Below are 18945 nucleotides of genomic sequence, written 5' to 3'. Positions count from 1 at the left end.
GCTCCTATTTCGACTGTGTATTAGCAGTAGAGGAAACAGGTGCTACTGAAGCCGAAGCGTTGTTTTCCGAATGTTCAGCATTTTCTACGGCGCCCATATAGCGATAAGTTTTTGCTTTAATAGAATAATTAAGGACAGGAATATCTGACTTACTATCTTTAACAGGTGCAGCTTCTACAACAAAATCATGCATCGTCACAATACGTGGTAATGCCGCAATACTACTCACAAAAGCACCAAAAGCGTGATAATCGCCAGTTGCTTCCATCGTAATAGGCTGTTCAATAAAGATTTCCTGCTTCACTTCATCTTCTAAACGAATATTTTTAAACTTCAGACCAGAGCTCACACCAGTTAAGTTAATATCCTCAACCAAGCTTGGAATCTCGGTTTCTTTTGGGAGTTGTTCTAACTGCTGATTAAAGTTTGCTTGCATCTCTTGAAGTTGAAGTTGATATTGCTGCAAGTTACGTAATTTTGAATCCTTTTCGCGAAACTCATTCAACAAATTACTTTCTTGCGCCTGTGCATTATCAATTGCTTGTAACTTTGGCTGAATAACAACAAAGTATCCTAAAGCCAATACAGCAAAGAAAATAAAAACCCAGCACGTAATTTTCACAGATAATGGCCAGCTACCATAACTGTTCATATCTAGTGTGTTAAATTGCTGAAGAAATTTTTCTAAAGTAATCTGTTTTTTCTTAGATGGAGCTTGTTCTAACGACAACTCATGAAGTTCATCCGGACTCATTTAACCGCCCCCTTATCCGCACTTACAGACGTATTGGCGGTATCATCTGTTGTAGTCACCCCCATTTCTCCTAAATCAACAGTCACAACAAAACTGCCATAACTATCTTCTACTCTAGGAAGTAGTGAACTCGCCGTCTTATCTTTTTTCTCTTCGGTCGCCAAGAAAGAGTTCATAAAAGCATTGCGATACCATGGTGATGCTTCGAGATTACGTAATAACTCCGCGACCGTATTTGGACTTTCTGCTTTACCTTCAATGGTAAATTTATCTCCAGTTCTGCTAAATTTAGTCAAATACATCGCTGCCGGAGTGCCCCTTACCAATTCATCCACCAAACGCACAACAACAGGACGTTGACTTTGCAATCCCTGAATAAGTTTCATACGTTCGATAATGGCATCACGCTGTTCTTGCAAGCCATTTAAGGTTTTAAGCTGTTGATCTAGACTCTGGTTTGTACTGGTAATGAGTTGATTAGCTTGTTCTTGATCATCTAATTTTTGATTCAAATAAAACCACCCAGAAAATACAGTGGTGATCCCCAGTACAACGACCCCAAAACAGAAAATAATAAATTGTTTTTTGCGTTGTTCCCTAAGCCCATCACGCCAAGGAAGTAAATTAATTGTTGCCATTAATCAAAACTCCTTAAAGCCAAACCACATGCCACCATTAATGATGAAGCATCATTTTCAAGTTTTTGAATATCGACTTGAGGAGAAAAACCCATTTGTAAAAATGGATTGGCAATGGTCACACGATAACCAAGTTTTTGCTGCAACAATTTGGCAAGCCCAGGAATATTGGCATTCCCACCCGCTAATAAAATATGGTCTATTTCATTGAATTGTGAAGAAGAGAAGAAAAATTGTAGAGATCTAGCGGCTTGCTGCACGACCGCATCTAAAAATGGCTCTAAAACTTCGATGTCATAGTCATCGGGTAAAGAGCGTTCTTTTTTAGCTCGTCCCGCTTCTTCCAATGACAAACCATAACGGCTTTGAATTTCCAGAGTAAGCTGCTTGCCGCCGAAGACTTGTTCACGGGTATAAATGATTTTGCCACTTTGCATAACCGATAATGTAGTCATGGTATGGCCGATATCTAAAATACCAATGGTATTTGCACCCATGGGTAAACTATCAGCAAATACACTAAAAGCACGCTCGACAGCATAACTTTCGACATCAGCAAGCTTAGGCGTTAGATCTACTAGTTCCAGCACTTCTACTCGTGTTTCAACATTTTCTGTTCTTGTTGCAACTAGAAGTACATTTACACGGTTTGGATTAGGCAGTCGATCTGGTAAAACCTCAAAATCAAGACTCACTTCATCCAAAGGGAACGGTATATACTGCTCCGCATCTAAACGAATCTGAATTTCTCGTTCATCATCATTCATATCTGCATCCATTTCGATGGTTTTATGAATAACCGTCGATGTTGGAACAGCAATTGCAGCGTTATTGGTTTGGGGATTTGCTAAATTCATCGCCCGTTCCAAAGCTTCTGCTACTGCCTCTGGATTCAAGATATTTTTTTCAACTACACTGTTCTCGGGTAAAGGCATCAAAGCATAGCTTTCTACCCAATATTTACCGTTCTTAACAGAGAGCTCTAACAACTTAACAGAAGTCGAACTAATATCGACACCCATTAACCCCTTATTCGGTTTACGATATAACCTGAGCACACTATTGTCCTATTATTTTTTTATCCCCAAAAAAAATTACAAACCAATAATCTAGGTCTTTATTTTTACACGGATACAATATCTCATCTAACAATCCGCATGTCTAAAGGCTATACTGACCACAATTAGTTTGTATTCGATCTTATTAAAGCTTACTTATCATGAAAAAGCTATCCAGTTTGGGCTTCGTGCGTCCAATTTTTTTGATCATTATTATTATCTTAGTCTCACTTCCGATGGGCTTTTATGGCATGTATCTCTATATCGCCCCATCGCTCCCTGAAATGAGTTCACTAAAAAAAGCTCCGCTTTTAAAACCTCTACAGGTCTATACCTCGGATAATCAACTGATTGCCGAGTATGGTGGTAAGCTTTCTATTCCAGTTGAATACAAACAAATTCCTCCTGCTTTTATTCATGCATTTTTAGCAGCAGAAGATTCTTCTTTCTTTGAACATAGCGGGATCAGTTTTAAAGGTTTAGGGCGTGCTTTAAGTGAAAGTGTAACTGGTTCTGATGTGCAAACTGGTGGTTCAACCATTACCATGCAGGTTGCAAAGAACTATTATTTAAGTCCAGAAAGAACCTTAAAACGCAAAATAACCGAGATCTTTTTAGCTCGAAAAATTGAGCAAAACTTATCTAAAGAAGAAATTCTCAGTCTGTATGTGAATAAAATCTTCTTAGGAAAAAATGCCTACGGTATCGCAGCGGCAGCCAAAATTTATTACAACAAAAGTATTAATGAGCTTAGTATTGCTCAAATGGCAATGATTGCAGGTTTGCCAAAAGCACCTTCTAAATACAATCCTGTGGTTAATCCTGAACGTGCACTTGAACGCCGCAACTGGATTTTAGGCCGTATGTTACAGCTGGGTTATATCTCTCAAACAGAATATCAAAAAGCTGTAGCTGAACCGATTAATCTAAACATGCCCAATCGGGATTTAAATAATATTCACCCATATGCGGGCGAAATGGTTCGTTCGGAACTCGTTAAGCATTTTGGTGAACAAGCCATTGATTCTGGCTATAAAGTCTATACAACCATCAATGCTAAACGCCAAGCGATTGCAGAAAAATCTGTACAAGATGGTCTTGAAGCTTACGACCGTCGTCATGGCTGGCGTGGTGCGGAAGCACACGATAAACCATTAAATGAATTTAGAGCATATGCCAATACCTACCCGGCACAAGTTACCAAGGTAAATAGCAGCTCTTTTGATGCACTCATGCAAGATGGTACAACCGTTACTGTACAGTGGTCAGGTATGTCATGGGCTCGCCCCTATCGCAATGCAAATAGTGTAGGTGGTGCTCCTTCACGTGCATCTCAAATTGTTCAAGTTAAAGATATTGTTCGCTTACGTCCAAATGAGGCAAAAACAGCATGGTCTTTAGTTCAGGTTCCAAAAGTTCAAGGTCAACTTATTGCGATTAACCCGAATGATGGTTCAATTGAAGCAATTGTAGGTGGTTATAACTTCTATCAATCAAAATTTAACCGTGCCTTACAAGGCTGGCGCCAACCCGGTTCAACGATTAAACCGTTTGTCTATGCATTGGCACTTGAACGCGGTATGACGCCGTACAGCATGGTGAATGATAGTCCTATCACGATTGGTAAGTGGACACCGAGAAACTCAGACGGTCGTTATTTAGGGATGATCCCTTTACGTCGTGCTTTGTATTTGTCTCGTAATACCGTGTCGGTACGCCTTTTGCAAACTGTGGGAATTGAACGTACTCGCCAGTTATTCATGGATTTTGGTTTACAAGAAGATCAAATTCCACGTAACTACACCATTGCTCTAGGTACACCTCAAGTGTTACCAATTCAAATGGCAACTGGATACGCAACTTTTGCAAATGGCGGTTATCGCGTTCAACCACACTTTATTCAGCGTATTGAAGATGCATACGGTAAAGTGATTTATCAAGCTAAACCAGAATATGCATGTATTCCATGTATTAATGCGCCAGACACAACTGATGACGAGCAGAAAGCTACGACAACAGATGATGAAGTGATTGAAGTTACTAACAAAGACGTAGAGCAGAAAGAAAAGGCAGCTAAGCAACTTAATCTTAAACAAACTGATAAAGCGAATAGCGAATATCGCCAAGCTCAACGTATTTTAAAATCAAGCTCTGCTTACGATATGGCGAACATTTTACGTGATGTAATTGAGCATGGTACAGGCCGTGCCGCACTTAAAATTGGCCGTAGTGATTTAGGCGGTAAAACAGGTACAACCAACGATGCAAAAGATGCATGGTTTGCAGGTTTTAACGGCAAGTTAGTGACTGTAACGTGGGTTGGATTTGACCAACCGACAACATTAGGTCGACGTGAGTATGGTGGTATTGCTGCATTACCGATCTGGATTAATTTTATGGGTCAAGCTTTGCAAGGTACGCCAGCATCTTGGGTTCGTTTAGATAAAGATGCTCAAGGTCCTATTTCACGTGACAAACAACAAACTGTTACTGAGGTAGGCGATAAGAAAACTTATCGTGCAGCTCCACCATTAGCACGCCCGCTATATCGCCCAGCACCACCACAACCGAAACTAAGCAATGACAATGACTTTTCCGATTTACCAGGTGAGGAAATTGTTATTCCATCAAAAGCTGCACCTCCTGCGATGAAGCCTTCACAGGGAGCAGCGCCGAAGCGTGAGAAAGATGAACTAGAAAATCTGATTAATCAGATTGAATAGCAAAAAAAGAAGCCATCATCAGATGGCTTCTTTTTTTGCGCTCTTAAAAATAAATCATCAGATGGCTTTTTTTATGCTTTTAAAAATAGACTGCTAACTAGCTATTTTATTACGTTTCTGAAAGACATAGATTTGAAAAGATGCCATTACCTCTAATTGCGACTGCTGCTCTAACTGCAAACGACGCTCAGGAGAAGCTTTATAAGCATAAGGTGTCATAGCAATCAGATTTTTTAAAGCCTGTTGATCAAGCACAAAAGGGGCATTAATAATTTGCTCTTGTTTGAGCTCAAACAAATCTTGCAACTGCTCCACAAACTTCTCTGGTGTATGAGGGTTAACCTGTTCAAATAAAGCTTCACGCATTGCATATAAATGCTCAGATGCAGGAGTGACAACAATTAAATATCCATCATCCTTTAAAACACGTGCAATTTCTGCTTGTGGAATTGGGCTAAACAAACTGGTACATGCATCCATGCTTTGATCAAGCACAGGTAAAGTCGCACCAGTTCCCACAACCCAAGTCACCTCACTATTGAGCTTTGCTGCGCGTTGTACCGCATTTTTTGCAATATCAACACCAACACACTGCTCAACAACTTGCTGCATAGCACTGGTGTAGTAACCTTCACCACACCCGATATCAAGTACGGTTTTTACATCTAATTGTTTTAATAAAGCGACTACAGCATGTTGTAAAGGCTGATAATAACCACCTTGTAAAAAAGCTCTTCGTGCATCGACTGACTCTGGTGTATCTCCAGGGTTCTTACTATGTTTATGCTGCACAACATGTAAGTTCACATAACCTTGTTTAGCGACATCATAACTATGCCCTTGTCCACATCGCCAAGTTTTTTCATTTAAATCGAGAGACTGACGACACACAGGACACATTAAAATTTGCTTAGTCACTTTTAATTATTCTCTTGTTCTTTATGTTGTAAATAAGACTTTGCATGCATTCCTACAAATGTACGCCCTGCATTTGCTCCCTTAATCCATTCATCTACCTCAAATAAATCAAATAGCCCCACTTTGACTAAAGTTGGAATAGCAATCTTTAATTCTTCCTCAATCTGGCCTCTTTGGCCTGCATTATATAATTCAATATTATGCAGCATTGTAGCGACAGTTCCTGTTTGCACCTGACTTCCATCTTTAAGCACAACTTGAGGTAATACTTCGCCCTCTCCCACTACTTTCTGATTAATTACAGATAATTGGTCTAGACCAGCAACTTTTGTCATTCATCTCTCCAATAAAAAAAGCCAGTAGAACTGGCTTTATATTGACACTAAAATAAGATCTATCGCAATTTTAAAGTCATTAGACCTAAAACTACTAATATAATTGTAATAATCCAAAAACGAATCACAACTTGGGTTTCTTTCCAGCCCTGCTTTTCATAATGATGATGTAGCGGCGCCATTAAGAACACGCGTTTATTACGCATCCGCAGCGACCCAATTTGCAAGAATACAGAAACTGCCTCCATTACAAATACACCACCCATAATCGCAAATACGATTTCTTGGCGTACCATAACAGCAATTGTTCCAAGCATCGCGCCTAAAGCTAATGCACCAACATCACCCATAAAGATTTGAGCTGGGTGTGCGTTATACCAAAGAAATGCCAAACCTGCACCAATCATCGCAGAGCAGATTACAACAAGCTCAGATGTATATTTCACATATGGAATATGCAAATAATTAGCAAAACGAATGTCACCTGACAAGTAAGCAAATACACCTAAGCCCGTAGCGACCATTACAACAGGCATGATTGCTAAACCATCTAAACCATCCGTTAAGTTAACGGCGTTAGAGGCACCATTAATAACCAGATAGGTAAATACAATAAATGCCAAGCCTAAAGGAACCATAGAGAGTGGAATTGAAAGATTCTTAAAGAATGGAATCAATAAATCCAGCATGTTTGCAGTATGTTCAGCATTCGACTGTTGGGTTGCAATTAAATATAAAGCAATACCCGCTCCAAGCGATGCAACAGAAGTCCAGAAAAACTTCTTACGGGCAGGTAAACCAGCATTGTCTTTATAGCGGATTTTAATCCAGTCATCTGCCCAGCCCACAGCACCGAACACAACCATTACACCAAGCACAATCCAAACATAAGGGTTAGATAAATCAGCCCAGAGTAAAGTACTAATACCAATTGAAAGCAGAATTAAAATCCCGCCCATGGTTGGTGTACCCATCTTTTTAGCATGATTTTCAGGAGCAAATGAACTTACTGCCTGACCGTATTTTAACGCTTGTAATTTACGAATCATGATCGGTCCGAGGACCAAACCAATGGTCAGTGAAGTTAATACACTGAGTAAAGAACGTAATGTTAAATAACGAACGACCTGAAACGAACTGTGATAGCCCGCAAGGTGTTCAAACAACCATAACAGCATTTAAAGTTTCTCCATCAAATCAGCCATCAACGTTTCCATATGAGTAAAGCGAGAACCTTTAAACAGGAAACTCATGGACTGTGGTTGATGTGTTTGGATTAGATTGATTAGAAATGGAAGCGCCTCAGCTTGTGTCTGAAATGCTTTCACTTTATTGGAATGAGAGTGTGCACCCTCGAGAGCGGCTGGAGCAAACTGCCCAACTGCAATAATATGATCTAAAGGAAGTTCAGCAAGATCACGACCTAAATCGTGGTGCTCTTGCCAACTGCTATCACCTAACTCACCAATATCCCCCATGACCATCACTTTTACGCCTTGTTGTTGCAACAACACTTGTGCAGCAGCGCGCATTGAAGTCGGATTGGCATTATAGGTATCATCAATAAATAGGTAAGGTGACTTTTGAATAAAGTTAAGACGGCCTTTAGCACCCTGAGCTTGCTCTAGGCCTTGGACAATATCTTCTAGTCCAATACCAATTGCTAAAGCAAAGGCTACAGCTGCGGTCGCATTCTGAACATTATGCTCACCTGCAAAAGGGAGTTTAACGGCACTGACGCCTTGCGGCGTATGTAGCGTAAAATTTGTTGATTGAGGTAATAATTCAATATCTGTTGCATACACATCGCCACCTACACCAAATGTAGAAATACGATGCGCTTTTGCGGCGTCAAGAATCTCAGCAGTGAAATCATCTTGTTGCGGTACGATTGCAACGCCATTTGGCAAAATATGACGATAAATTTCCGATTTAGCTCGGCAAATACCTTCACGTCCACCAAATTCGCCCAGATGAGCTGTACCAATATTTAAAATGCCTGCAACATGAGGCTGAACTAATTTAGAAGTATAGTCAATTTCACCTTGATGGCTTGCACCCAACTCCATCACCGCATATTGATGTTCCTTACGAAGCTCTAGCAGCATCATGGGCACACCAAGGTCATTATTTAAATTACCACGGGTAATTAATGTCGGAGCTAAGCGCGATAATATACTTCCCAACATTTCTTTAGTTGTGGTTTTACCGCTACTGCCTGTTAAAGCAATCACTTTTAATTGGGTATTTTGCTCACGGCGATAAGCGCCAAGTTGCCCCAAAGCCAAGCGAGTATCGGCAACAACTAACTGTGCAATTTCTATATATAAAGGACGTTCAACAATGGCTATTTGACAACCATTCGCGGCAACCTGAGCTACAAAGTCGTGTGCATCAAAACGCTCACCTTTTAGTGCTAAAAAGGCATCCCCAGTTTCCGCATGACGAGAGTCCGTCAAAATACGTTTAATTTCAGTTTGAGGGATCTGGTCTTTATGCCAATAACCCTGCGTTGCCTGTTGTAATTGTTGAGCTGTCCACGGTTCCAAAGGCACGGTACTGGTGGTTGAAGTATGCATAAATAATCCTATTGTGCAGGGTAAGCAGCGTCTACAGTATGGTATTGCGCAGCAATTGCTGATTGTACTTCGACTACATCATCAAACCAGTGGCGCACACCATTAATTTCTTGATAATTTTCATGACCTTTACCAGCAATAACCACAATATCACCAGCTTGAGCTTGCTGTGCAACAAATTTAATTGCTTCACGGCGATCATGAATTTCCTGCATGCGATGCCCAGAGAAATCAATTCCTTGCTTCATATCAGCAAAAATTTGTTCAGGGTCTTCAGTTCTTGGATTATCCGAAGTCAGAATAATCGGATTCGCTCCATCCAATGCTGCTTGAGTCATGAGTGGACGTTTACCGCGGTCACGATCTCCACCACACCCAAATACGGCCCAAAGCTGATTAGATACGTGACGTTTTAAAGTCTTAAGCACCTGAATCAAAGCATCAGGTGTGTGTGCATAATCCACAACAAATAAACGTTCGCCATCACGAATGACCTGCATTCGTCCCGGCGCACCAATCAGCTTAGGAACAAAAGCGACTAAAGCGTCTAAATCAAAACCTGCTTGCTCAGCAGCAATAAGCGCTGCAATCAGGTTTTCGACATTGAAATGCCCCAATAATGGACTTTGAACAGCAAAAGAACCTTGAGAGCTGACTAAATTAAAAGTCGCCCCTGCCAAACTGTAACTTAAGTCACTAATATAATAATCAGCCGTATTTTGGGTAAGTGAATACGTCAAAATCTTTGGCTGAGCAGGATTTTGTTTTGCTGCATTGATCATAAGAGCAGCATGTTCATCATCAAGATTAATAACAGCTACTTTTAAAGAATTAAAACGGAATAAGAGAGCCTTTGCTTCAGCGTAAGCCTCTAAAGTGCCATGATAATCCAGATGATCACGACTCAAATTACTATAAACAGCAATTTCAATCGCACAACCATTTAAACGACCTTGCTCTAAACCATGTGAGCTTGCTTCCAAAGAAGCGAAAGTTGCACCTTGTTTAGCATAATCATGTAATGCATTTTGTAGTTGTAAAGCATCGAGCGTAGTATGAGTTGATGGCGTCAGATCAGGCAAAATACCATTACCAGTTGTGCCCATCACCGCACAGCGCTGTTGCTGCGAACTAATTAATTCAGCAACTAAACGTGAAATTGTCGTTTTACCATTTGTGCCTGTTACTGCAACAATACGTACTGGTGTAAAAGGGTCAATATGTTGCAAATAACGCTCTTGCCATTCGCCCATGCGCTGACGTACATCAGGGCATACCCATTCATTTGCCACACCCAGCTCAGTCTCGCTAATGATCGCAAGTGCGCCATTAGCTAAAGCTGACTCAGCAAAAGCACGTGTTTTTTCAGGTTGGCTATAACTGGTCAAAGCAATAAAAATTTGGCCTGATTCAACCTTACGGCTGTCTAGACTAAAGCCATGGAAAGGCTGCTGAGACCACTGTGCATTAATCTCGACTGGATTAATTTCTTGAAAAGAAACAGACATAGCTTACCTGCGAATAGGATTTACTGAAGTATCAAGGGGCTTATCAAGCGGCACATTCATTAAACGTAATGATTCTTGCATAATGCGTGCAAAAACAGGGGCCGCAACCAAACCACCGTAATAACGGCCTTGTGGGTTTTCAACAACGACTATAACGGCTAAACGTGGGTCACTAATTGGCGCAACACCAGCAAATAAAGCACGGTATTCATTATTTGAATAACCTTTACGGTCTGCACGAAGTTTATGAGCCGTACCTGTTTTACCACCAACGCGATAACCCGGAATATTAGCTTGCTTTGCAGTACCACCAGGCATCGTAACCTGTTCTAACATAAGCAAAACCTGGTCAGCAATTTTTGGAGCAAGAACTTGCTCACCTTTAGGTGCTTGATCGAGCTTATGCAAGCTTAGAGGCATTTTTACGCCATGATTTGCAAGCATTGCATAGCCTTGCGCCAACTGAAGAATAGTTGCGTTTAGGCCATAACCATAAGCCATGGTACCAATTTGAGAAGAGTTCAATTTACTTACTGGAAGCACTAAACCTGAACTTTCCCCCGGAAACTTCACAGCCGAGCGTTTACCAAAACCGGCACGATTAAAGAAGCTTGGTAGTGTTTCTTTTGGAAGTGACAATGCAATTTTTGCAGAACCCACGTTTGAAGATTTGATAATGACGCCACTAACAGTTAAAGCACCATAGTTATGGGTATCACGAATCGTATGCCAACCTAAACGCATTGAACCTGGAGAAGTATTTACAATCGTGTTAGGCGTATATTGCCCAGTTTCTAATGCAGAAGAAATTGTAAATGGCTTCATGGTTGAACCCGGTTCGAACATATCAATCGCACCACGGTTACGCATGGCATCTTTATTAGACAAACCATTTTTATCATTCGGGTTATATGACGGCCAACTGGTCATTGCCAGAATTTCACCAGTCTTAACATCTACAGCAATTGCCGTTGCCGAACGGGCATTATTTGCAACACCAGCTGCGGTCAGCTCTCTATACATAATGTATTGCAAACGAGAGTCGATACTTAAAGTGATATTTTCGCCTGGCTCACCCTCACGGATAACCTCTGAAACTTTTAAGCGATTGCCGCGCTTATCACGAATAATTTTTTGCTCACCATCCACACCCGAAAGCTGTTTATTGAGCTGCATTTCTAAGCCTTCAATCCCTTGGCCTTCACTGTTGGTTAAACCAATAATCTGGGCATTTGGCTGTGGTTGAGGATAATAACGCTTATAGGTTTTCTCGGCATACACGCCTTGAAAGTTACCTTTCGTAATAAGGTCTGCCTGTTGCGGCGGTATTTCTTTTTTCAAAACCAGATAACGAGAACGCGGTCGTGCATTCATCTGCTTTTTAAGATCGGCACGGTCTAAACCAACGACATCCGCCAACTCATCAAGATTCAAGTTTTTATCGGGTAATTGTCGTTTTAATTTACGATTGTTCGGATCTTTCTTCAATTCCGCTGTAATTTGGTCATATAAATGCTTTGTATCGAAATAATCACGCGGATCCATTACGATTTTCATGATCGGTGTACTAATTGCCAAAGGCACACCATGGCGATCACTAATCACGCCACGCATAGCTTCCACACGCTCAGTACGCAAAATATTGGCATTGGCCTTGTTTTGTAAAAAATCCTTATTAATTACCTGTACATAAAATGCACGTGCAATTAAAACAACAAAACAGAGTAACACTACTGCCCAAAGCAGATAAAACCGCCACATATCAAAGGCAAGAGTTGGTTTTTCCGAAATAGACTGCTGTTTTTTCCGTGTTTGTTTTGTTCGCTTATCTACCATACAGCAAGGCCTTACTTATTTTGCTCTGAGGTCATTGGTAAAGAAATTACCACCGTTTCTGCAGCCGGTGGAGAAAACATCCGTAGCTGAGTTACAGCACGTGTACCAATCTGTGCCGTTGCACCAAAGGTTTGTTGCTCAATGAGCAAACGCCCCCATTCAGCATTGAGATCATCACGTTCACGCATATAAGAGCTAAGCTCTCTATAATCATGACGATATTCAAATACTTGAAATACCACCATCATGGCGCTTATAAAAACAAGTGCCACCAAGACTGTATACACCACAACTTTTTTCACCACTTTGTTTTCTGTGGTTGCGATTTCATCACTGCTTTTCATTACGCGCCTTTTTCTTCCAAGCGTTCAGCAACCCGAAGCCATGCACTACGTGATCGAGGGTTCGCTTTTACTTCTTCTTCACTCGCACGAACCCGTGAAATTTTCTTTAATCTTCTTGTATCTACCCGCTGTTCTGGCATTCCCCAACCGAAATCTTCTGCTAACGTAGATTCTTTTTGAATAAACTGCTTAATCAGTCGGTCTTCAAGAGAATGGAAACTAATAACAGACAAACGTCCTTCCGGTTTGAGTAAGTCTACAGCTTGCGGCAAAAACACTTCAATATCTTCGAGCTCTTTATTAATAGCAATACGAATAGCCTGAAATGTACGTGTCGCTGGATGTTTATGTTTTTCCCATTTTGGATGAGCTGTTTTTACAAGTTCCGCCAATTGAGCAGTTGTATCTAGTTTTCCAGCATTTTTAATGGCTTTAGCAATACGTCGACTATAACGCTCTTCACCATATTGATAAATAATATTTGCTAATTGTTCTTCTTCAATTTCAAGTAACCACTCGGCCGCAGTTAAACCCTTAGAATTATCCATTCGCATATCCAACGGACCATCTTGCATGAAACTAAAACCACGTTCTGCCTGATCAAGTTGAGGAGATGACACTCCCAGATCAGCCATAATGCCATCAACACTCATCACGCCAATTTCCTGCATCTTCTCTTTGATATCAGCAAAACTCGCATGAATGATCGTAAATCTTGGATCTTCTTGTGCCAAAGCAGCAGCAACTTCCAGTGCTTGAGGGTCTTTATCAAATGCATACACTCGTGCATTTTCATCAAGTTTAGAGAGCAATAAACGTGTATGCCCACCTCTTCCGAAGGTTGCATCGATATACACCCCTGTTGTGCGATCTGCCAATAAGCTCTCAACGGTCTCAAAAAGTAAGACAGAAATATGCGACATAGGTGTTAAATCATTGCGTAAAAATGTAACTGCACATTATCACCTTGTTTATGACCAACGCCAAACGGCTTTTTGTAGGAAAATATTAATTTTTCATAGATAAAACCGTTTTGTTAGCACTTTTTAAGCAAAATAAGAAAGTAAGAATAATTTTCTAGAGTTAAATACGAATTAATAAAACTTTTTTATTAAATTCTTTATTTAAAAAACTCTCTTTTCCTTTACGCTTATTTTGTTAAAAACCCTCGCCGATTTACTTTAGGACGAAATGAGCTGGCAATCTTTTTCTGCATATTTACCGATTTGATTTAACCATTTTTGCCGTTGGTCTGAACTAGCGCCCCGCACTGTTCCAACATAATTAACTTTAACTTTACTAACCCCACAAAATTGCAAAGTCGCTTTTTTAAGTTGTCGAGTACTTGGCTCACCATAGTACCAACGATAAAACCAACCCGGCTGATCTAAAGTCGTAATCAGTCGTGCTGTTTTTGACTGTAAATGACCAATAACACGATTGCTATTTTCTCGGTAACTAAAGACAAGATTCGGTAAAAAGAGTCGATCAATAAAACCTTTAGCGATAGCCGGAAGTCCTCCCCACCATACTGGAAAGAACCATACCAAATGATCGGCAGCCTGAATTTTTTCCAGCGCATTCATTAAATCAGGTTCCAATTCCATTCGTTTCTCATAGCCATATTTTAAATTAGGTTCAAAACCTAATTTGGCAATTTCTATTAGATCTACGTGAATACCTAATGTTTTTGCCTGCTCTACATAGTTGTGAGCTAATGCATGATTAAAACTAGTGTCGGATGGATGACCATTGATAACTACAATACGTTTAGAGACTTGAGACATATAGCGCCTTTATTGTCGCACAATCAGATATCAGTTGATATCTGAAATAAAAGAGTAGCAAAAATATCTCATAAAAATTAAGATATCAAGTGATATCTCAATTATTATTTTATCCGGTTCTTATGACTCTTTCTCGCAATGAAAAACAGATACAAACTCGGCAACATCTCATTGACGCTGGGTTTGCTCTCATTTCTGAATTTGGTTATAACGCGGTATCTATCAGGAATCTTTCCAAACAGGCAGGCTATACTCAAGGTGCCTTTTATTCGAATTTCAACAATAAAGAAGAGTTTTTACTTGAGCTAATGCAGCTTCAATTCGCTAAAGAAAATTTACAGCTACAAGAAATCTTTACCAGTGCCCCTTCAAATACGGAACAATTAATTGATTCATTGCGCCAATGGCTGACCGCTTTTTTTACAAACGATGAATGGCTTAAAATATCAATAGAACTACAACTGTTTGCTGCACGTGATATTACCTTCGCCGAGGAGTATCAAAAGGTTTGGAAAACTCATCAACAAGAAGTAACGAAGATTATGAAGCAATTCTTTTCTTTAACGGAGATAACTGAGCCTAATGACTATGATTCTATTGTCATAGAGCTTGTATCATTAAGTTATGGGCTAGCTTTACAATATATGATTTTCAAAGATGATATAGACCACTACATTAATATTTTTATCAATACTTTATTAAAAAGATTGGGCACTATCTAAATCAATTAAAAAAAAGACCTAAAAAATACAAAGAGCCGCTTAATGATTAAATAAACGGCTCTAAAAAACTTAATTAATTATTGCTTCCCATCATAAATTTGATCGAAGACAGCCCCATTTGCAAAGTGAGTTTTTTGAGCTTTAGCCCAGCCACCAAAAACATCATTAATGGTAAATAATCTAATTTTTGGGAATTGTGCTGCATATTTAGCAGCCACTTGCGCATTGCGTGGTCGGAAATAATGTTTAGCCGCCAACTCTTGCCCTAATGGTGAATATAAAAAGTTCAAGTAGCCCTTTGCTAATGTTCGGTTGCCATCTTTATCTACGGTTTTATCTACAATTGCGACGGAAGGCTCTGCCAAAATTGAAATTGATGGGTAAACGATTTCATACTTATCTTTATCAGGTCCTTTTGTCGCCAATAAAGCTTCGTTTTCCCATGATAATAAAACGTCACCAATTCCACGCTCAGCAAATGTTGTTAGCGAACCACGTGCTCCCGAATCAAGTACTTTTACATTGTGATAAAGTTTTTTAACTAACTCACGAGCCTTGGCATCATTTCCACCTGGTTGCTTTAAAGCATAACCCCATGCCGACAAATAGATCCAACGCGGTGCGCCCCCTGTTTTAGGATTAGGGGTGATAATTTCCACACCTGGTTTTGTTAAGTCATTCCAGTCACGTATATTTTTTGGATTACCTTTTCGTACTAGGAACACAACCGTAGACGTATAAGGTGCAGAATTGTTTGGAAATTCTTTTTGCCAATTCGGTTGGATAAAACCTGCTTTCACAATCTCATCAATATCATTCGCCAACGCTAACGTTACAACGTCGGCTTCGAGGCCCGAAGCCACTGCCCGAGCTTGTTTACCAGACCCACCATGCGACTGTTTAAACTCAACATCCTGACCTGTACGCTGTTTCCAGAACTTCCCAAAAGCCTGATTATATTCTTGATAAAATTCTCGGGTCGGATCATAAGAAACATTTAAAAAAGAAGTAGCTGCCTGAGCCGCTGTTGCCATTCCCAAGTACACCGCTACAGCCATTATTGATATTTTTTTCATTTACAAAATCCATCATTGGTTTTAGTTTTACTATATTTTTAATTTTATAATTTACAATCAATTACTTATATTAATATATTTTTTATTAATCTCTTTAAAATATATAGCTTAAAATGCCTAAATCATTTCATTTTTGAAATTTTTTGTAATTATTCTTACAACTTAATGAGGGCCTTCACTTTATCTACACATTAATTTGTTAAATAATGAAGCGTAAAGAATACATATGACCTACATTGGGGTCGACCAGATTAAAATATAGATAATTTTTGTAAAAAGTGTGACACAGTTCCACTTTTTTATTAAGATTTATGTTTAAATCGTAGCATTACCGTAATTTTACATTTCGTTAAACTCAAAAAATAGTTGAAATGTAATGAACAGAGGGGATGATTAATAATGAAAATTCATTATGGAAAAGCGTTAAGCTTAAGTTTGGTGCTGGGTTTAGCATCACAATTTTCTGCAGCAGCAGTACTTAAAGATACCCCAAATAAAACTGGGTCAGATAAGCAGACTTCGCTTATTGAAAAAGCTTTAGATCAACAGAAACGTAATCCTATTGTATTACCTTCTTCAGATGATGAGCTTAAAGTACTCAATACTATTCGCGTTACACCGACTCAAAATTTTCTTGCCGCACAACACGAACGTTTTTCACGTTTTGTTCAGGCAATCTTCCAGCCGCATGCTTCTTAAAATCTGAAACACCCCCTCTTCGTTTCAGTTTTAGCCCAGACTGACGTTAAATAAAACGTCAGAATACTGGGCTTTTTCGTTATAATAGTTTCAATTTTTATTTTGACCCATTACCTATGAAAGTTCGTACTCGTATTGCACCTTCTCCTACCGGTTTTCCTCATGTCGGCACCGCTTACATCGCTTTATTTAACATGTGTTTTGCGAAACAACATGGCGGAGAATTTATTCTAAGAATTGAAGATACAGACCAACTTCGCTCTACACCAGAATCTGAAAAAATGATTTTGGATTCATTGCGTTGGTTAGGCCTAAATTGGTCTGAAGGTCCAGATGTAGGTGGCCCTCATGCGCCGTATCGCCAATCTGAACGTATGGGAATTTATAAGCAATACGCATTAGAACTTGTTGAAAAAGGTCATGCTTTTTATTGTTTCGCTACAGCTGAAGAACTAGACCAAATGCGTGCTGAACAACAAGCACGCGGTGAAACACCAAAATATGACGGTCGCGGGTTAAAACTTTCTCAAGAAGAAGTGACTCGTCGCTTAGAAGCGGGCGAACCCCACGTCATTCGTATGAAAGTACCTGAAGAAGGTATTTGTAAATTTAATGACTTATTACGTGGGGAAGTTGAAATTCCTTGGGCGCAAGTCGACATGCAAGTTCTTCTTAAAAATGATGGCTTACCGACTTATCATTTAGCGAATGTTGTAGATGACCATTTAATGGAAATCACTCATGTATTACGTGGTGAAGAATGGCTTCCATCTGCACCGAAGCATCAATTGCTTTACCAATATTTTGGTTGGGAAATGCCGACACTTTGCCACATGCCATTGTTGCGTAACCCAGATAAATCAAAATTATCTAAACGTAAGAACCCGACATCAATTAACTACTACCGCGATATCGGCGTTTTACCAGAAGCCTTATTAAACTATTTAGGCCGTATGGGGTGGTCAATGCCAGATGAGCGTGAAGTATTTACGCTACAAGACATGATGGATAGCTTTGATATTCAACGTGTTTCATTAGGTGGACCAATTTTCGATGTTGAAAAACTGAATTGGTTAAATGGTCAATGGATCAAAGGTTTAACACCTGGCCAATTATTAGACCGTTTATTAACATGGAAAAGTGATCGCAGCACTTTAGAAGATATTGCAGCTGCCATTCAACCACGTATTAATTTACTTTCAGAAGCTGTGAATTGGGCTGGTTTCTATTTTAACCATATGCCACAAATTACTGCTGAAATGTTTGAAAGCAAAAAATTGACTCAAGAACAGGTTCGTCAAAGTCTGCAATTTGCAATTTGGCGTCTTGAAGGTCAGTTTACTTGGAACAATGACACTGTTAGCCAAACTCTAATGGATCTTGCGAACCAGATGGAGATTAAATTACGCGATTTCATGCCAGCGTTCTTTATCGCAATTGCAGGTTCAACGAGTTCAACACCTGTAATGCAGTCGATGGTGACCCTTGGGCCTGATTTAACTTTTGCTCGTTTACGCCGTGCCTTAGAAGTTGTGGGTGGACCAAGCAAGAAAGAAGTTAAAATTTGGGAAAAACTCAATGAGAGCTTAAAATTGCCTAAAAATGAAGCAACTAGCGAAGCTTAATTCATTTTTTTGTTGACGTGTGAGCGCATCCACCCTAATATTGCGCTCACACAAACTGGGGTCATAGCTCAGTTGGTAGAGCGCTACAATGGCATTGTAGAGGTCAGCGGTTCGATCCCGCTTGACTCCACCACGCTCCTTTGTGTTTGCCTCATCAAGTCCCTATCGTCTAGAGGCCTAGGACATCGCCCTTTCACGGCGGTAACCGGGGTTCGAATCCCCGTAGGGACGCCATATTCTGCTTTAAAAATTATAAAAAGACTCTATCGTCACCTTACTGTTTATTCTTTATCTCTTTCTAGATTGCACATTTGTCTATTTTATCTAAAATAACGTCTTTCTT

At 39.9% G+C, this 18945-nt stretch carries 17 protein-coding genes and 2 tRNA genes; 6 read left to right on the top strand and 13 right to left on the bottom strand.

Annotation, left to right across the window (positions count from 1 at the left end; all coding sequences use genetic code 11):
• Positions 1-4: 4 nt before the first annotated feature.
• The 3 genes from I7H67_RS11190 to I7H67_RS11180 are packed head-to-tail and all read right to left on the bottom strand — an operon-like array spanning position 5 to position 2450.
• Positions 5-754 carry a type 4a pilus biogenesis protein PilO gene (locus I7H67_RS11190; RefSeq protein ID WP_013196696.1) on the bottom strand — a complete coding sequence of 250 codons (750 nt, stop codon included), beginning with the start codon at positions 752-754 and terminating at the stop codon, positions 5-7.
• Positions 751-1392 (bottom strand): PilN domain-containing protein, encoded by a 642-nt coding sequence (locus I7H67_RS11185; protein ID WP_198307872.1) that lies wholly within the window; start codon positions 1390-1392, stop codon positions 751-753. The genes I7H67_RS11190 and I7H67_RS11185 overlap by 4 nt, the downstream gene beginning before the upstream one ends.
• Positions 1392-2450, bottom strand: coding sequence for a pilus assembly protein PilM (locus tag I7H67_RS11180; protein WP_198307871.1), 1059 nt, complete (start codon positions 2448-2450; stop codon positions 1392-1394). The genes I7H67_RS11185 and I7H67_RS11180 overlap by 1 nt, the downstream gene beginning before the upstream one ends.
• A 161-nt stretch (positions 2451-2611) precedes the next feature.
• On the opposite strand from I7H67_RS11180, the gene ponA reads away from it, so the two are divergent.
• A complete protein-coding gene (ponA, locus tag I7H67_RS11175) occupies positions 2612-5173 on the top strand; it encodes a penicillin-binding protein PBP1a (protein WP_198307870.1) in 2562 nt (853 codons plus the stop codon).
• A gap of 93 nt (positions 5174-5266) precedes the next feature.
• Here ponA and I7H67_RS11170 read toward each other — a convergent pair whose 3' ends face one another.
• The 9 genes from I7H67_RS11170 to I7H67_RS11130 all read right to left on the bottom strand — a co-directional run bounded on the left by I7H67_RS11170 (position 5267) and on the right by I7H67_RS11130 (position 14480).
• A complete protein-coding gene (locus tag I7H67_RS11170; protein WP_198307869.1) occupies positions 5267-6091 on the bottom strand; it encodes a putative RNA methyltransferase in 825 nt (274 codons plus the stop codon).
• 2 nt (positions 6092-6093) lie between these two features.
• Entirely contained in the window at positions 6094-6426 is a 333-nt protein-coding gene (locus I7H67_RS11165) for a hypothetical protein (RefSeq protein WP_198307868.1), read from the bottom strand.
• Between the two features lie 59 nt (positions 6427-6485).
• Positions 6486-7604: a phospho-N-acetylmuramoyl-pentapeptide-transferase gene (mraY, locus tag I7H67_RS11160; RefSeq protein WP_198307867.1), complete on the bottom strand. Its 1119-nt coding sequence runs from the start codon at positions 7602-7604 to the stop codon at positions 6486-6488.
• Positions 7605-9005, bottom strand: coding sequence for a UDP-N-acetylmuramoyl-tripeptide--D-alanyl-D-alanine ligase (locus I7H67_RS11155; RefSeq protein ID WP_198307866.1), 1401 nt, complete (start codon positions 9003-9005; stop codon positions 7605-7607).
• Between the two features lie 8 nt (positions 9006-9013).
• Positions 9014-10513, bottom strand: coding sequence for a UDP-N-acetylmuramoyl-L-alanyl-D-glutamate--2,6-diaminopimelate ligase (locus I7H67_RS11150; RefSeq protein WP_198307865.1), 1500 nt, complete (start codon positions 10511-10513; stop codon positions 9014-9016).
• A gap of 3 nt (positions 10514-10516) precedes the next feature.
• A complete protein-coding gene (ftsI, locus tag I7H67_RS11145) occupies positions 10517-12349 on the bottom strand; it encodes a penicillin-binding protein PBP3 (RefSeq protein ID WP_005300944.1) in 1833 nt (610 codons plus the stop codon).
• Positions 12350-12360: 11 nt separating this feature from the next.
• Positions 12361-12693, bottom strand: coding sequence for a cell division protein FtsL (gene ftsL / locus I7H67_RS11140; RefSeq protein WP_004789835.1), 333 nt, complete (start codon positions 12691-12693; stop codon positions 12361-12363).
• Positions 12693-13616, bottom strand: coding sequence for a 16S rRNA (cytosine(1402)-N(4))-methyltransferase RsmH (gene rsmH, locus I7H67_RS11135; protein ID WP_005300940.1), 924 nt, complete (start codon positions 13614-13616; stop codon positions 12693-12695). The genes ftsL and rsmH overlap by 1 nt, the downstream gene beginning before the upstream one ends.
• A 258-nt stretch (positions 13617-13874) precedes the next feature.
• A complete protein-coding gene (locus tag I7H67_RS11130; protein ID WP_013196688.1) occupies positions 13875-14480 on the bottom strand; it encodes an NAD(P)H-dependent oxidoreductase in 606 nt (201 codons plus the stop codon).
• Between the two features lie 122 nt (positions 14481-14602).
• Between I7H67_RS11130 and I7H67_RS11125 the strand changes: the two genes are divergently transcribed.
• On the top strand, positions 14603-15202 hold the full coding sequence (locus I7H67_RS11125) for a TetR/AcrR family transcriptional regulator (RefSeq protein ID WP_198307864.1): 600 nt from the start codon (positions 14603-14605) through the stop codon (positions 15200-15202).
• Between the two features lie 77 nt (positions 15203-15279).
• On the opposite strand, the gene I7H67_RS11120 is transcribed toward I7H67_RS11125, so the two are convergent.
• Entirely contained in the window at positions 15280-16278 is a 999-nt protein-coding gene (locus I7H67_RS11120) for a sulfate ABC transporter substrate-binding protein (RefSeq protein WP_198307863.1), read from the bottom strand.
• Positions 16279-16677: 399 nt separating this feature from the next.
• On the opposite strand from I7H67_RS11120, the gene I7H67_RS11115 reads away from it, so the two are divergent.
• The 4 genes from I7H67_RS11115 (at position 16678) to I7H67_RS11100 (ending at position 18836) form a co-directional block, all read left to right on the top strand.
• Complete coding sequence (locus tag I7H67_RS11115) at positions 16678-16977, top strand: hypothetical protein (RefSeq protein ID WP_005300933.1); 300 nt, start codon at positions 16678-16680, stop codon at positions 16975-16977.
• A gap of 116 nt (positions 16978-17093) precedes the next feature.
• Entirely contained in the window at positions 17094-18602 is a 1509-nt protein-coding gene (gene gltX, locus I7H67_RS11110; RefSeq protein WP_151822082.1) for a glutamate--tRNA ligase, read from the top strand.
• Positions 18603-18659: 57 nt separating this feature from the next.
• Positions 18660-18735, top strand: a tRNA-Ala gene (locus tag I7H67_RS11105).
• A gap of 25 nt (positions 18736-18760) precedes the next feature.
• A tRNA-Glu gene (locus I7H67_RS11100) sits at positions 18761-18836 on the top strand.
• The last annotated feature ends 109 nt before the right edge of the window (positions 18837-18945 follow it).

The sequence above is a fragment of the Acinetobacter sp. ACIN00229 genome, assembly GCF_016106645.1.
In the GTDB taxonomy this organism is placed as follows: domain Bacteria; phylum Pseudomonadota; class Gammaproteobacteria; order Pseudomonadales; family Moraxellaceae; genus Acinetobacter; species Acinetobacter oleivorans.
Note: the sequence above shows the minus strand (reverse complement) of the source record. Positions and strands in the feature narration are given on the sequence as shown.